This window comes from Mesorhizobium sp. M1428, assembly GCF_040317515.1.
Lineage (GTDB): Bacteria > Pseudomonadota > Alphaproteobacteria > Rhizobiales > Rhizobiaceae > Mesorhizobium.
Genome location: NZ_JAMYKT010000002.1, coordinates 1 through 12,932, shown reverse-complemented (window position 1 = coordinate 12,932; position 12,932 = coordinate 1). Strand labels below are relative to the sequence as shown.

Genomic DNA, 12,932 nt, shown 5'->3' with positions numbered 1-12,932 from the left:
CCTATCGCGTATTGGCGCGGGACCTCTCCTTTGGCCTTTCTCGGAAAACCATGATTCGTCTCGAAAGCATCAGCAAACAGAACGGCCGCCAGATCGTCTTCATCGAAGCCTCCGCCACCTTGCAGAAGGGCGAGAAGGTCGGGCTGGTCGGGCCTAACGGCGCCGGCAAGACGACGCTGTTTCGCATGATCAACGGCGAGGAGCAGCCTGACGAGGGCCAGGTCTCGGTCGATCGCGGCGTCACCATCGGCTATTTCAGCCAGGATGTCGGCGACATGTCCGGCCGCAGCGCCGTTGCCGAAGTGATGGACGGCGCCGGGCCGGTGAGCGAAGTGGCGGCCGAGATGCGCGAGCTCGAGCACGCCATGGGCGACCCCGATCGCGCCGGTGAGATGGACGAGATCATCGCCCGCTACGGCGAGGCGCAGCACCGCTTCGAGGAGCTCGACGGCTACGCGCTGGATGGGCGTGCGCGCGAGGTGCTGGACGGGTTAGGCTTCAGCCAGGAGATGATGGACGGCGACGTCGGCAAGCTGTCCGGCGGCTGGAAAATGCGCGTGGCGCTCGCCAGGATCCTTTTGATGCGGCCCGACGCCATGCTGCTCGACGAACCGAGCAACCATCTCGACCTGGAAAGCCTGATCTGGCTGGAGCAGTTCCTGAAGAACTATGACGGCGCGCTGCTGATGACCTCGCACGACCGCGAGTTCATGAACCGCATCGTCAACAAGGTGGTCGAGATCGACGGCGGCTCGCTGACTGCCTACTCCGGCAACTACGAATTCTACCAGCAGCAGCGGGCGATTGCCGACCGGCAGCAGCAGGCGCAGTTCGAGCGCCAGCAGGCGATGCTGGCCAAGGAGATCGCCTTCATCGAGCGCTTCAAGGCGCGGGCGTCACATGCCGCCCAGGTGCAGAGCCGGGTGAAGAAGCTGGACAAGATCGACCGTGTCGAGCCGCCCAAGCGGCGCCAGAAGGTGTCGTTCGATTTCCAGCCGGCGCCGCGCTGCGGCGAGGACGTGGTGACGCTGAAGAACGTGCACAAGGGCTATGGCAGCCGCTCGATCTACGAGGGATTGGATTTTCAGGTGCGCCGCCGCGAGCGCTGGTGCATCATGGGCGTCAACGGCGCCGGCAAGTCGACGCTGCTGAAGCTGGTGGCCGGCGCGTCCGAGCCGGATAATGGTACGGTGGCGCGCGGGCCGAGCGTCAAGATGGGCTATTTCGCCCAGCACGCCATGGAAGTGCTGGAAGGCGAGCGCACCGTGTTCCAGACACTGGAAGACGCATTTCCGCAGGCCGGCCAGGCGCCGCTCAGGGCGCTGGCCGGCTGCTTTGGCTTTTCCGGCGACGAGATCGAGAAGAAATGCCGCGTGCTGTCGGGCGGCGAGAAGGCGCGTCTGGTGATGGCGCTGATGCTGTTCGATCCGCCCAATTTGCTGGTGCTGGACGAGCCGACCAACCACCTCGACATCGCCACCAAGGAGATGCTGATCACGGCACTGTCGCAGTACGAGGGAACCATGCTGTTCGTCTCGCATGACCGCCATTTCCTGGCGGCGCTGTCGAACCGGGTGCTGGAACTGACGCCCGAGGGCATCCACACCTATGGCGGCGGCTATACCGAATATGTCGAGCGCACCGGGCAGGAGGCGCCGGGGTTGCGGAGCTGAGGCCGGCTCTGCCGCACGGTCACATAGACGCTCGATTCCGGAGGCCAAGCATGAGCTGCTCAGCCATGTATCGCAATTTCGCGCAGCGGATCGCCGCCGTCGATGAACAGCCGGCCTTGCGCGGTCAACGCCGCCTTGAGCCGTTGCAGGGCGATTTTTCCTGCTTCGGGATGACGCCCGTCCAGCGCGCCGACGCGCACCGCAACGGCAATGTCGAAGTGCTTCTCGTCCGCCTCCAACTCGAAATCCTCGATGGCTACCTGGCGAAGGCTCAGCCGGCCTGCCGCAATCTCGGCGCGTGAGGCGGCCCCGGCCTGCGCGATGGCCTTGGCCGAGCGGTCGATCGCCAGCACGTGCCCGCCGCCGATCCGGCGCGCGATCTCGCGCGCTGCAGCACCTGGTCCGCAGCCGATCTCCAGCACTCGCATGCCCTGCCGCAAGGGCAGCGCATCGACGATGGCCAAAAGCCTTGGCGACAAGTCGTTCGCCATACCCTCTTCTCCAGCTTTTTCGCGATCCGAGATTAGCGACCACGCCCGGCGACGGGAAGGCCGAGAGACGCGGGCATTGCCGATGGGGTCAGCTGGTGTTTTGGGTACTGGTTGAGGAGGGGGGAATGATCGACATCGAAGAGGTCGACGATCCGGTCTCGACCGCGGGCGACCGGGCGGACCCCGAGCGGCCCGGCGTCGTTGACCTGAGGGGTAGGGAGGGAACTGGCGCCGAGCCTAACCGGTTGGGGGGTAGATCACCGGCCGTTTATGTGTATACGCTCAAGCTAATATAAGAGCAAGCTAATGTTTTGCGTCAGCAATGTAGGTGATTGTTCTGATCAGTGGCCGGTTGTGGCTTCCTGCCGCGCCCTCCAACCCGGCCAAGCATCCGTTATTGCCTTCAAGTCCTGGCTCCAATGCTGTACCCCGGCCCGAAATTCAAGGAGCCTGCGATGACCTCACATCCCGACATCCCCGACGCCGGCATGGCGGTCGATGCGGCCGGCATGGCAGCCGATGACGAGCGCGCACGCGAGGCGGATGCCGCATGGCAGGACGATGTTCGCGAGGGCGTGCGGCATATAGGCGATCTGGATTCTCTGCCGCTGTCGCCGGCCGAGCGGGCGGCGGCCGAAGCCGCGGCCACGCGCCACAAGGTTCGCATTCCCAAAGCCTATCTCGACCTGATCGACTGGAACGACCCCGCCGACCCGATACGGCTTCAGGTCATCCCGTCGCCCGACGAACTGGCAGAGCAGGAGGGCGAGCTCGACGATCCGATCGCCGACCACGCCTTCAGTCCGGTGCCGCGATTGACGCATCGACATGCCGACCGGGTTCTGTTGTTCCCGACCTATCAATGCGCGGTCTATTGCCGGTTCTGCTTCCGCAAGGAGCAACTGACGTCGATCGGCCGCGGCTTTTCGCGCGAGGCGCTGGAGCCGGCCTTCGCCTATATCGCGGCCCATCCGGAAATCCGCGAGGTGATCCTGACCGGCGGCGACCCGCTGTCCTTGCCGGATAAGGCGCTGGCGGAAATCCGCGCCCGCGTCGAGGCGGTTCCGCATGTGCGGCTGTTGCGCATTCACACCCGCGTGCCGGTCGCGCTGCCGTCGCGCGTCACCGGCGGGCTGGTTCAAGCCTTGCAGGGCCGGCTGATGGTCACGGTCGTCACTCATTTCAACCATCCGCGCGAAATCACGGAGGCGACCGAGCGGGCCTGCCGCACGTTGCGGCAGGGCGGCTTCGTGCTGCTGAACCAGAGCGTTCTGCTGAAAGGCGTGAACGATACGGTCGAGGTGCTGGAAGAGCTGTGCCGCGAGCTGATGTATCGCCTTGGCGTCAAACCCTATTACTTGCACCACGGCGATCTCGTGCGCGGAATGGCGCACCGGCGCACCACGATCGCCGAGGGCCAGGCGCTGGTCAGCGCCTTGCGTGCGCGCCTGTCGGGTATCTGCAATCCCGTCTACGTGCTGGACCTGCCGGACGGCGGAGGGAAAGTGCCGCTCGGCCCGTCGCATCTCGAGGCGCGAGACGGGGAGACGTGGCGAATCCGTGGGCTTGATGGGGTTGCGAGGGTGTATAGCGAGGTTGCTGGGGAGTAGGGGGACGCTCAGCCGCCGAACCGTCGAGGTCGCGTTCAGCTTATATAGTAATGTCCCATATAGATATCATGGTCTAGACAGGACATGTTCGGTTCTGGGAATGTGCATTGGACGTTCCGCTAGTTTAGTCAACTAATATATATCGCCCAACTGATGTCGTCGTTTTTGGGCTAGCGGGAAAACCTGCCTGCTGCTTGTACGACGGTGCCTAAGGCCACATTTTATAACCGGCTGGCAAAGCTCCCTTTTGTTGATGTCAGCCTAAATCCGGCCGGTGTTTCGGTGCGGCGCTGAGGCTATAAAGCTGTTCAACCTGGCGGCATCGAGACGCATTTCGGCCGGTCGAGAGGGTTGTGGTGATCGACGGAACGCCAAACGTGATCTTGCTGATCGGCAGCGCCCCGGATGTGGTGCGCTGCGCGGCCTGGCCCAAGCAGGCCTTCGGCAAGATCGTCGCCATCAACAACGCCTGGCGCGTGCGCCCCGACTGGGATTTCCTCGTCCATGCCGGCGATTTCCCGGCGGAGCGGATGCCGCAAGGCGATCCCCTGCAGCAGGCGCAGATCTTCAGCGCCTCACATTACGTGCCGGCGCAAAACAGCTTTCGCGGCTTCGTCTATGCCGGCGGCACCATGTCGATGACGGCGGCCCACTGGACGATCCACAGCCAGAAGCCGGACGTGCTGGCATTCCTTGGCTGCGACATGATCTACGACCAGCCCGGCAACACGCATTTTTACGGCGTCGGCCGCGCCGATCCGCTTCGCAACGACGTCACCCTGCGCAACCTCGAGGCGAAGTCGGCTCGCCTGCTCATCCATGCGCTCAGGCGCGGCTGCCTGTGCGTCAACCTATCCGACCTGCCGCGCAGCCGGCTGATCTTCCCGCGGCTGACGCTCGACGAACTCGGCGCGCTTTCTTCCTCGCAGCTTTCGGAAATGAAGGCCGAGATGCTTGCCGGCCTGCGGCTCGATCAGGCGGAGGAGGCCGAGAGGATCGAGAAGGAACTCGGCTATTTCTTCGAGGACGGCATGTACTGGAAGCACCTCGACAAACTCGACGAGAAATTCCTGGCCAGCATCGACCGGCTGTGGATGGCGGCGGTGGAGACGGGCTTGAGCAGTCGACCGAAGCTGCCGATCTCCCCTACAAGGCGGGAGATCGGCGCGTCGTCCGCTTAGCTTTTGGCCGCCGCGAGCTTGTCTTGCGTCTTGGTCTCGAAATCGCTGGCGTCATGGCGCTCGTGCAGCTGCATCGAAGGCTCGCCGAAGGTGCGGTTGACCATGCGGCCGCGCTTGACCGCCGGCCGCGCGTCGATGGCGTCGGCCCAGCGCTGCACGTTCTTGTACTGCTCCACCTGCAGGAACTCGCCGGAATCATCATACATGCGGCCCTTGGCCAGCCCGCCATACCAGGGCCACACCGCAATGTCGGCAATCGTGTAGTCGCTGCCGCCTAAATACTCGCTTTCGGCGAGGCGCCGGTCGAGCACGTCCATCTGCCGCTTGGTTTCCATGGCGAAGCGGTCGATAGCATATTCGATCTTCGTCGGCGCATAGGCGTAGAAATGGCCGAAGCCGCCACCCAGATAGGGCGCCGAGCCCATCTGCCAGAACAGCCATGACAGGGTCTCGGCGCGAGCCGGCTGCTCCGTCGGCAGGAATTCGCCGAATTTTTCGGCGAGGTAGAGCAGGATCGAGCCGGATTCGAAGATGCGGACCGGCTTTTTCCCACTGCGGTCCATCATGGCCGGGATCTTCGAGTTGGGGTTGACCTCGACGAAGCCGCTGCCGAACTGGTCGCCGTCGTTGATCCTGATAAGCCAGGCGTCGTATTCGGCGCCGCTGTGGCCGAGCGCCAGAAGTTCCTCCAGCATGATCGTCACCTTGACGCCGTTCGGTGTCGCCAGCGAATAAAGCTGCAGCGGATGCTTGCCGACCGGCAGTTGCTTGTCATGCGTCGGGCCGGCAATCGGCCGGTTGATGCTGGCGAAGGCGCCGCCATTTGGCTTGTTCCAGGTCCAGACTTTTGGCGGGGTGTATTGGTCCGTTGCGTAGTCGTTCATTCGGGAGGCCTTTGGAAGGGTTGGGTTGGGAGGATTGGGGAGGACATCAGATATCAACTTGGGTAAGGGCGGAGGAACTTTGCATAGGGCAGCTTGGGATAGCCGTAGGTACAGATAGGGCTGCCGGCGCTGTTGCAAAACCCCGGCGCGAACGGCGCGGCGCCGGTCCACGCCAAAGCCGGCGCCACCTCTTGCGCCTGATCACCTGCGCCATACCTATAGCCCATATCAGCCTGCGAACATTGCCAGGAACCAAAGCATGAATATCGAACCCCTTTTGCGATCCATCGTGGCCGTCCGCGCCACCGTGCCGGAGGACGCCTTCACGGCAAACACACTTGGCACCCGCCGCGAGGGCAGCGGCGTGGTCATCCGCGGCGACGGGCTGGTACTCACCATCGGCTATCTTATTACCGAGGCCGAAGAGGTCTGGCTGGCCGACCAGGACGGGCGCGTGGTTCCCGCCCATGCGCTCGCCTACGACCAGGAATCGGGCTTCGGCCTGGTGCAGGCGCTGGCGCCGCTCGGGCTGCCCGCCATTGCGCTCGGCGATGCGTCCAGGGCGAAGATCGGCGATCCCGTCGTGCTCGCCGACGGCGTCGGCCGTTCCGTGCGGGCGCGGATCGTCACCAAGCAGGAATTCGCCGGCTATTGGGAATATCTGCTCGACGAGGCGATCTTCACGGCGCCGGCTCACCCCTCATGGGGCGGCGCCGGCCTGATCGGCGCGGATGGCAGGCTGCTCGGCATCGGTTCGCTGCGCCTGCAGATGAGCCGCAACGGTGAGGTCGCCGACATCAACATGGTTGTGCCGATCGATCTGCTGCCGCCCATCCTCGACGATCTGCTGACGCGCGGGCAGGTTGCCAGGCCGCCGCGGCCCTGGCTCGGCGCCTTCTCGGCCGAGAGCGACGGCAAGGTCGTGGTGATGAGCGTCGCCGAGGGCGGTCCGGCCGCCCAGGCGGGCCTTCGCCAAGGCGACGTCATCTCGGATGTCCGCGACACGGCGGTCGACGGGCTTGCCGATTTTTATCGCAAGCTTTGGAAGAGCGGCCCGGCGGGCGCCGAGATCCCGCTCCGGGTGCTGCGCGACGGCCGCGAAACCTGGCTGCGCGTCAAGTCCGCCGATCGCAACAGCCTGCTGTGGAAGCCGCCGCTGCAGTGAGGCAACCGAAACCTCTCACTCTCCGCAAGCGCTGAAGCCAGTGCCCGGGGTCCATTCCGCAAATGGGATGACCTTGCCTTCGACCGATACAGTCGCTTGCCCGGTGGTGCCGTCCGCCAGTTTCTTGCTGCTTTTGCCCTTGCCGGTCAGCACATTGTAGTCGCAGTCGCCGGCAACATTGTCGTCCATGTAATCCCAATATTCGTAGGCGAAACCGGCGACGACGAACGTGCCGTTGCGCCAGGCGAGCGTCAGCGTCTTGTTGGTCCGCTCGCTGCCGATCTCCATCGCCGGGATATAGAGCTTGATCGAGCCGTTGGGGAGCACGGTGAGTTCGGGCTCGGTGTCGGATGTGGCGGGGCCCGGCCGGTCGTAGTTCTTCCATTCACCGTAAATCTGTTCATGCACGACCCCGGCAGGTCTGAGAAAATCGCCGTCGCGGTCCCTGAGGAACAAATGCAGGTCCATGGCATGGCCGGGCTCGGTCTCGACGATCATTGCCAGATCGGCGGCGCCGTCGCCGTTCCAGTCGCCGGTCGCCGCCGTGATGATCTTCTGGGTCTCGATCGGCTCCGCCAGGGCGGCGGCCGGCAGCAGCAGGACCAGACCGAATATTGTCGATCGCATGTAAATCCCCCGAGCTTGGGCAGGCCTGAGACGCAAGCGCTTCTCAGGAGGCCCGGCTCTGCCGCATCTCGGAACGGCTCGTCTCGTTGAGCAGCCGGCAGAGCGAAACCGCTTCACGACGGCTCAGGCCGATCAGCGCGATTTCCGAAAATTGCGCCGGCAGATCATGAACGATGTCCCACACCATCCATCGGCCGTTCGGCTCCATGACACATTCATAGCGCAATAGTTGTTCCTGCATCCGACCCCCGGCTTTGCTCACAGGACTGGTACAGTGTCGAGGTAAATGAGTTGTTGCGCCGCGAGAGTATTCCGCGGCTGTCAAAACCAGGCGTTGAATCCCGCAGCCGCGACGCGACGAGCAGCGGCCCGCACCGGGCCGATGGTGCCGATACGCTCGACAAGGCGGCAGGGCAGGGACGCTTCTGGCGTGAACGGAGGCCGCCGCCAAAATTGGATCAGGCGTTGCGGCTAGCCATATGCGCGTCGAGCTTCCTCCTCGAGGGGCCGTAACGCTTGATGATGGTTGCGGCCTCGCTTTGCGGTATGCCGTATTTGCGGGCAAAAGCAGCGACCTCGTAAGGCTCTTCGCTGGAGACCAGTTTGCGATCCTGCTTGGTCTTGGATTTGTCGTCGGCCATGGCGTCCTCCATCACATCTGGTCGTTATAGGGCTCCTTGGTCCGGCCGACCATCCTGGCCAGTTCGGCAAAGGACGGTACGCCGGTTTCACCCTGGGCATTGTTGGCCGCCTGCAGCAGCCTGAGCGGAAAGCAGACGGCGTCGCGGTTGGATGGCGACATGTCTTCATAGAGACGCTCGTCGCTGGTCATCGCCGCCTCGGCCCGGCGCAACGCGATGTCGACCTCGTCGACCGACAGCAGGCCCTTGTGGACCAGCGCGTTGTTGACGGCCGCGATCGCCATCATCAGTCCTTCGAGCTGGAGATTGGCGACGTTCATCGTCTTGCGTCCTTGCCGGGCTTCTTGGCGGTGCCGTCTGGCCGGATCGCTGCGCGGGGCGGGTTCTGGCCCTCCGAATGCCGGGTCTTGTCGTCGAAATCGTCAGCCGGCCTGGTCAATCCCATGCCGCCGGGCGGTGGCTTGTTGCCGGCCGCATCCTGCGAGAATTCGTCGGCCGCGTCGGGGCTCGTCTTTGCCGGATATTTCCTCGCTCCGGTCTCGTAGCGGTTCGGGTCGTCGGCCATGTCCTGTGCTCCGGTTGCAATGAGCAGATAACTTTCATGCGGCGGCAGCGGTTCCGTGGCGAAATCGACGTTGCCGGTGCGCAAGCCTTCGCAATCTGTCGGGTTTCGTGCATTCTTGTGCATGCCAACGATGCTTCGCTCCGACGCGCCGGCAAAATGCTGCTCCTACTGCGGCGGGCGCGACCACGACTACGAGGATTGCCCGAAGCGCAAAAGCGATGCCGAACGGCAGAAGGAGACGCCAGGCAACGCGCACCAGCCCGCTGCCGCGGCTGCAGGGGAAATCCGCTAGCCAGTCTGAACCACCCCGCCGGTCCGGCCGGCCGGCGCGAAGGCCCTTCCATGTCCAGAGGATTGCAATGCCGCCACTATTGTGGGCAAAAGCAGCACGGGCAATCAGGTTGGGGTGGGGCAATGACCGAAACGCAAGGCAATTCAGGCCGTCCGCAGGGCAAGCCGGGGACGGCATCGGGGTCGATCGGTTCCGGCCTGATCGCACTCGTCGTCGTGGCGCTCGGCGTCTTTGCGCTGTTTGGGTCCTGGTATACGATCGACCAGGGCGACCGCGGCGTGCTCTTGACCAACGGGGCGCTGAGTTCGGTCGTCGATCCCGGACTGCATTTCAAGCTGCCGTGGCTGCAGCGCGTCGAGAAGATCAGCCTGCGCCAGCAGGTGCTCAAATGGGGCTGCGAAAACCAGAACGATTGCAGCGGCCTGCCGGCCATGCAGGCCTATTCGCGCGACCAGCAGCCGGCCGACATGCGCGTCACCGTCAACTTCCACGTGCCGGCCGCCGAAGTCAGCAACGTCTACACCAATTACGGGTCGATCGAGGCACTGGCCGACCGTGTCATTGCCAGGAAAGCACCGCAGGAGATCAAGACGGTGTTCGGCCAGTACGACGCGGTGTCGGTGATCCAGAACCGGGCGAAGTTCAACAAGGACGTCGCCGAGGCCATCGCGGCGGTAACCGACGGCCCGGTGATGATCGATAGCGTGCAGGTCGAGAACATCGATTTCTCCGATGCCTACGAGCAGGCGGTCGAAGCCAGGATGACGGCGCAGGTCGAGGTGCAGAAGCAAGAACAGAACCTGCAGCAGGAAAAGATCAAGGCCGACATCGCCGTCACCCAGGCCAAGGGTCGCGCCGACAGCGTCAAGGCCGAAGCCGAGGCCAGCGCCTACAAGACCAGGGTCGAAGGCGATGCGACCGCGGGCGCCATCAAGGCTCGCGCCGCCGCAATCGCCAACAATCCGCTGCTGGTCGAACTGACCAAAGCCGAGAAGTGGGACGGGGAGTTGCCGAAGTCGATGATCCCGGGCTCCACCGTACCGTTCCTCGAACTCAGCACCCCCGCCGCAGCATCGAACTGAGGCGCGGCGCCGCGGCCGCAAACCAGATCAGGACCGCCGCGCGGTAGCCGTCCCAGTGCGGTCAGGGTTGAAGCACGGCGCCTCGGGCGATTGCTTGCGTTTGCCTGAGAAAAGCAGCCAGCAGTTCCATTCCCGCCGGCCAGTCGCCGAGACCGCTGTCGCCATTGATGTGGCCAAGCGGCCCGGCGATATGGAGATCGCTGCCCCAGCGCTCGGATTTCGCCCTGACATAGTCCAGCGAGCCGTAGGGATCGTTGGTGCTGGCGACAATCAGCGACGGAAAGCGAAGCCGTTGTTGCGGCGCGTCGGCGAAGGCCCGGGCGGAGGAGGGGAAGGCCGGCGACGCCGGGTCCGGAACCGCGACCAGCAACGCGCCGCTGATCTCGCGGGTGGAGATCCGCTGCCAGTGTACGACGAGCAGACAGCCGAGGCTATGGGCGACAAGCACCGGCGGTGTCCTTGCCTGGCCCACAGTGGTGTCCAGCGCAGCCACCCAGTCGTCGAAATCCGGCGCGTCCCAGCTCGCCGGATTGATCCGCCGCATCGCCGGGTTTGCCTGCTGCCAATGCGTCTGCCAGTGGGCTTTGCCCGATCCGCCGATGCCCGGCACAATGATGAAGTCGGTCATGCGAAGGCCTTCTCTCCTGATGCAGCGCGCAAATTCTAGGTCTTCTCCCGGGCGGCGGAATGGGAGATCATCGGAAAGCAGCGAAGAAATCCGATGGATTAAAGGCGATCATGCGGAACGGCGATTATCGGCCAAGGTTCGATCCCACCGATCTGGCGATCATCGAGATCATGCAGGAGGACGGCCGCATCGGCATCTCCGAGCTTGGCCGCCGCGTCGGCCTGTCCCAGCCCGCCACCTCGGAACGGGTGAAGCGGCTGGAGGAGCGCGGCGTCATCACCGGTTACAAGGCGGTGATCAATTCGGCAGCGCTCGGGCTCGGCACCATGGCGGTCATCCGCTTGCGCACCACGCATGAGCATATCCAGGCCTGCCTGAAGAAGTTCGCCCAATTGCCGGAGGTGGTCGAGGTGCTGCGGGTGACCGGCGAGGACTGTTTTCTGGTCAAGGTCGTGGTCCCTTCACCGCCCGATCTTGAAAGCATCGTCGACAGCATCGGCCACTACGGCACGGTGACGACAAATGTGGTTCTGCGCGCCGAGCAACCGAAGCGGCTGGGACGCGAATTGATGACCAGGGCCTGACCGGTCTATCGCTTGGTCTGCGTATGCCCGACGGCATTGGCGAACGAGATGCCGCCCTTGATCTCGCGCATCGCCATCGAGGTGATCGTGCGCCGCACGCCGGGCAGCCGGCTGAGCTCCTCGCGCAGCATCCTGTCGAGCGCCATCATGTCGACGGTGACGATCTGCAGGAGATAGTCGGCCTCGCCTGTCGTGGCGTGGCAGCGGCGGATCAGCGGATGCTTTTTGACCGCCGCCTCGAAGGCGTCCGACAGCTCGAAATCGATCGACACCTGGATGAAGGCCTCGATGCCGAAGCCGAGCTTGGCCGGGTCGATGCGGGTCGAGTAGCCGCGGATGACGCCGGCGTCCTCAAGCGCCTTGACCCGCTTCCAGCACGGCGTCTTGCTCAGGCCGACCTCATCGGCGAGCGCGGCAAAGGAGATGCGGGCCTCGCGTTCGAGCGCCGCGACGATCTTCCGGTCGACCGCATCCAGCATCATTCGTTCTTCCTAGCCGCTTCAGGAACAACTTTCGTCCTTCGTTTCCCGCCAATCGAATAACAGAAAGGGACAATGTTCGGCAAGAAAGCGATTAGACTCAGGGGACCGGGATCCAACAAGCGCCTGCGGTCCAACGGCCGGGGCAAGGAGCATGGCCATGGACAAGCAGGACTATTATGCCCGCATCGAAACGCCTGAGATGCGCGACTATGGCGTGTACCTCAAATGCGACAGGCTGCTCGCCTGCCAGAAGCCGCTGGCCGAGATGGTCAATGCCGACGAGCTGCAGTTCCAGATCGTGCACCAGGTCGAGGAGCTGTGGATGAAGCTCATCGCCTACACGTTGGTCGATGTCGTCGATTTCCTGGAAAGGCAGGACACGCATCGCATCATCACGCTGATGGGGCGCGTGCATCGGCTGATGCGCATGATGACGGCGCAGCTCGACCTGCTCGAAACCATGTCGCCCAAGGAGTACCAGCAGATCCGGCTGCAGCTCGGCAATGGCAGCGGTCAGGAATCGCCGGGCTTCAAGCAGCTGTTGCGCCTGCCGCCCGATCTGTGGCGGGCCTTCAAGGCGTCATACCTCGACGGCCGCGGCCTCTCGGTCGAGGACGTCTACGATGCCGGCTACGATCACGGCGACAGCTATGTCGTTGCCGAAGCGCTGGTCGAGTTCGACGAGCTGTTCCAGAAATTCCGTGCCAACCATCTCTATCTCATCCACCGCACCATCGGGCTCGGTGCCAAATCGCTGAAGGGCCGGCCGGTCGAATTGCTGGAGGCCGGCGCCCGCCACCGCTTCTTTCCGGAACTCTGGGATATACGCTGGACGATGACCGACCGCTGGGGCAGCCAGTATGGAACGGTACGGGAGCCGATCAGCCAGCCGGGGGCCAAGGTGGGGTAGTTCCAGACTTGGGTTCCTCGCCCGCGCGAAGCCTATCGCATTCACACATCTGGGTTGCGCTTTGCGGCGAAGCTCGATTCTATTTCGGCCGGAAAAGCCGAAGGAGGGTTGAATGAC

18 protein-coding genes are annotated in these 12,932 nt (G+C 63.9%); 9 read left to right on the top strand and 9 right to left on the bottom strand.

The window, feature by feature from the left end:
• The first annotated feature begins 50 nt into the window (after positions 1–50).
• The gene (locus NKG60_RS03285; RefSeq protein WP_352661412.1) at positions 51–1,673 is read left to right on the top strand and encodes an ABC-F family ATP-binding cassette domain-containing protein; all 1,623 of its coding nucleotides are present in this window, start codon (positions 51–53) and stop codon (positions 1,671–1,673) included.
• 59 nt (positions 1,674–1,732) lie between these two features.
• On the opposite strand, the gene NKG60_RS03280 is transcribed toward NKG60_RS03285, so the two are convergent.
• Positions 1,733–2,164: an SAM-dependent methyltransferase gene (locus NKG60_RS03280; RefSeq protein WP_352661409.1), complete on the bottom strand. Its 432-nt coding sequence runs from the start codon at positions 2,162–2,164 to the stop codon at positions 1,733–1,735.
• 125 nt (positions 2,165–2,289) lie between these two features.
• Here NKG60_RS03280 and NKG60_RS03275 point away from each other — a divergent pair, with 125 nt between their 5' ends.
• The 3 genes from NKG60_RS03275 (at position 2,290) to NKG60_RS03265 (ending at position 4,955) form a co-directional block, all read left to right on the top strand.
• Entirely contained in the window at positions 2,290–2,460 is a 171-nt protein-coding gene (locus NKG60_RS03275) for a hypothetical protein (protein WP_023675693.1), read from the top strand.
• 213 nt (positions 2,461–2,673) lie between these two features.
• Entirely contained in the window at positions 2,674–3,774 is a 1,101-nt protein-coding gene (locus tag NKG60_RS03270; RefSeq protein ID WP_352662341.1) for a KamA family radical SAM protein, read from the top strand.
• Between the two features lie 377 nt (positions 3,775–4,151).
• Positions 4,152–4,955, top strand: coding sequence for a hypothetical protein (locus tag NKG60_RS03265; RefSeq protein WP_352661406.1), 804 nt, complete (start codon positions 4,152–4,154; stop codon positions 4,953–4,955).
• Here NKG60_RS03265 and yghU read toward each other — a convergent pair.
• Entirely contained in the window at positions 4,952–5,839 is an 888-nt protein-coding gene (gene yghU, locus NKG60_RS03260) for a glutathione-dependent disulfide-bond oxidoreductase (RefSeq protein WP_352661403.1), read from the bottom strand. The genes NKG60_RS03265 and yghU overlap by 4 nt on opposite strands.
• A gap of 259 nt (positions 5,840–6,098) precedes the next feature.
• Here yghU and NKG60_RS03255 point away from each other — a divergent pair, with 259 nt between their 5' ends.
• On the top strand, positions 6,099–7,004 hold the full coding sequence (locus NKG60_RS03255; protein WP_023675699.1) for a S1C family serine protease: 906 nt from the start codon (positions 6,099–6,101) through the stop codon (positions 7,002–7,004).
• A 15-nt stretch (positions 7,005–7,019) separates the two neighbouring features.
• Here the strand turns inward: NKG60_RS03255 and NKG60_RS03250 are convergent, their stop codons facing one another.
• The 5 genes from NKG60_RS03250 to NKG60_RS03230 form a co-directional block, all read right to left on the bottom strand.
• A complete protein-coding gene (locus tag NKG60_RS03250; protein ID WP_352661400.1) occupies positions 7,020–7,631 on the bottom strand; it encodes a hypothetical protein in 612 nt (203 codons plus the stop codon).
• Positions 7,632–7,674: 43 nt separating this feature from the next.
• Entirely contained in the window at positions 7,675–7,857 is a 183-nt protein-coding gene (locus NKG60_RS03245; protein ID WP_352867688.1) for a hypothetical protein, read from the bottom strand.
• Between the two features lie 232 nt (positions 7,858–8,089).
• A complete protein-coding gene (locus NKG60_RS03240; RefSeq protein WP_352490958.1) occupies positions 8,090–8,272 on the bottom strand; it encodes a DUF3606 domain-containing protein in 183 nt (60 codons plus the stop codon).
• A gap of 11 nt (positions 8,273–8,283) precedes the next feature.
• The gene (locus NKG60_RS03235; RefSeq protein ID WP_352661393.1) at positions 8,284–8,592 is read right to left on the bottom strand and encodes a hypothetical protein; all 309 of its coding nucleotides are present in this window, start codon (positions 8,590–8,592) and stop codon (positions 8,284–8,286) included.
• Complete coding sequence (locus tag NKG60_RS03230; RefSeq protein ID WP_352867691.1) at positions 8,589–8,960, bottom strand: hypothetical protein; 372 nt, start codon at positions 8,958–8,960, stop codon at positions 8,589–8,591. The genes NKG60_RS03235 and NKG60_RS03230 overlap by 4 nt, the downstream gene beginning before the upstream one ends.
• On the opposite strand from NKG60_RS03230, the gene NKG60_RS03225 reads away from it, so the two are divergent.
• Together NKG60_RS03225 and NKG60_RS03220 are read left to right on the top strand one after the other, a co-directional pair.
• Positions 8,959–9,129, top strand: coding sequence for a hypothetical protein (locus NKG60_RS03225; RefSeq protein WP_352867693.1), 171 nt, complete (start codon positions 8,959–8,961; stop codon positions 9,127–9,129). The two genes, NKG60_RS03230 and NKG60_RS03225, sit on opposite strands and share 2 nt — an antisense overlap.
• A 122-nt stretch (positions 9,130–9,251) precedes the next feature.
• Positions 9,252–10,211, top strand: a complete 960-nt coding sequence (locus NKG60_RS03220) for a prohibitin family protein (protein WP_352867694.1) — start codon at positions 9,252–9,254, stop codon at positions 10,209–10,211.
• Positions 10,212–10,272: 61 nt separating this feature from the next.
• Here NKG60_RS03220 and NKG60_RS03215 read toward each other — a convergent pair whose 3' ends face one another.
• On the bottom strand, positions 10,273–10,839 hold the full coding sequence (locus NKG60_RS03215; protein ID WP_352867696.1) for an RBBP9/YdeN family alpha/beta hydrolase: 567 nt from the start codon (positions 10,837–10,839) through the stop codon (positions 10,273–10,275).
• 110 nt (positions 10,840–10,949) lie between these two features.
• Here NKG60_RS03215 and NKG60_RS03210 point away from each other — a divergent pair, with 110 nt between their 5' ends.
• On the top strand, positions 10,950–11,423 hold the full coding sequence (locus NKG60_RS03210) for an Lrp/AsnC family transcriptional regulator (RefSeq protein ID WP_352867698.1): 474 nt from the start codon (positions 10,950–10,952) through the stop codon (positions 11,421–11,423).
• Between the two features lie 5 nt (positions 11,424–11,428).
• Here the strand turns inward: NKG60_RS03210 and NKG60_RS03205 are convergent, their stop codons facing one another.
• Positions 11,429–11,905: an Lrp/AsnC family transcriptional regulator gene (locus NKG60_RS03205; protein WP_245274655.1), complete on the bottom strand. Its 477-nt coding sequence runs from the start codon at positions 11,903–11,905 to the stop codon at positions 11,429–11,431.
• Between the two features lie 157 nt (positions 11,906–12,062).
• Here NKG60_RS03205 and NKG60_RS03200 point away from each other — a divergent pair, with 157 nt between their 5' ends.
• Entirely contained in the window at positions 12,063–12,815 is a 753-nt protein-coding gene (locus NKG60_RS03200; protein WP_352867700.1) for a tryptophan 2,3-dioxygenase family protein, read from the top strand.
• Positions 12,816–12,932 lie beyond the last annotated feature (117 nt).

Excerpts from the sequence above, each read along its gene's own strand:
- NKG60_RS03285 (WP_352661412.1), top strand. The coding sequence starts at position 51 with ATGATTCGTCTCGAAAGCATCAGCAAACAGAACGGCCGCCAGATCGTC.
- NKG60_RS03280 (WP_352661409.1), bottom strand. The coding sequence starts at position 2,164 with ATGGCGAACGACTTGTCGCCAAGGCTTTTGGCCATCGTCGATGCGCTG.
- NKG60_RS03275 (WP_023675693.1), top strand. The coding sequence starts at position 2,290 with ATGATCGACATCGAAGAGGTCGACGATCCGGTCTCGACCGCGGGCGAC.
- NKG60_RS03270 (WP_352662341.1), top strand. The coding sequence starts at position 2,674 with ATGGCAGCCGATGACGAGCGCGCACGCGAGGCGGATGCCGCATGGCAG.
- yghU (WP_352661403.1), bottom strand. The coding sequence starts at position 5,839 with ATGAACGACTACGCAACGGACCAATACACCCCGCCAAAAGTCTGGACC.
- NKG60_RS03255 (WP_023675699.1), top strand. The coding sequence starts at position 6,099 with ATGAATATCGAACCCCTTTTGCGATCCATCGTGGCCGTCCGCGCCACC.
- NKG60_RS03250 (WP_352661400.1), bottom strand. The coding sequence starts at position 7,631 with ATGCGATCGACAATATTCGGTCTGGTCCTGCTGCTGCCGGCCGCCGCC.
- NKG60_RS03240 (WP_352490958.1), bottom strand. The coding sequence starts at position 8,272 with ATGGCCGACGACAAATCCAAGACCAAGCAGGATCGCAAACTGGTCTCC.
- NKG60_RS03235 (WP_352661393.1), bottom strand. The coding sequence starts at position 8,592 with ATGAACGTCGCCAATCTCCAGCTCGAAGGACTGATGATGGCGATCGCG.
- NKG60_RS03225 (WP_352867693.1), top strand. The coding sequence starts at position 8,959 with ATGCCAACGATGCTTCGCTCCGACGCGCCGGCAAAATGCTGCTCCTAC.
- NKG60_RS03230 (WP_352867691.1), bottom strand. The coding sequence starts at position 8,960 with ATGCACAAGAATGCACGAAACCCGACAGATTGCGAAGGCTTGCGCACC.
- NKG60_RS03220 (WP_352867694.1), top strand. The coding sequence starts at position 9,252 with ATGACCGAAACGCAAGGCAATTCAGGCCGTCCGCAGGGCAAGCCGGGG.
- NKG60_RS03215 (WP_352867696.1), bottom strand. The coding sequence starts at position 10,839 with ATGACCGACTTCATCATTGTGCCGGGCATCGGCGGATCGGGCAAAGCC.
- NKG60_RS03210 (WP_352867698.1), top strand. The coding sequence starts at position 10,950 with ATGCGGAACGGCGATTATCGGCCAAGGTTCGATCCCACCGATCTGGCG.
- NKG60_RS03205 (WP_245274655.1), bottom strand. The coding sequence starts at position 11,905 with ATGATGCTGGATGCGGTCGACCGGAAGATCGTCGCGGCGCTCGAACGC.
- NKG60_RS03200 (WP_352867700.1), top strand. The coding sequence starts at position 12,063 with ATGGACAAGCAGGACTATTATGCCCGCATCGAAACGCCTGAGATGCGC.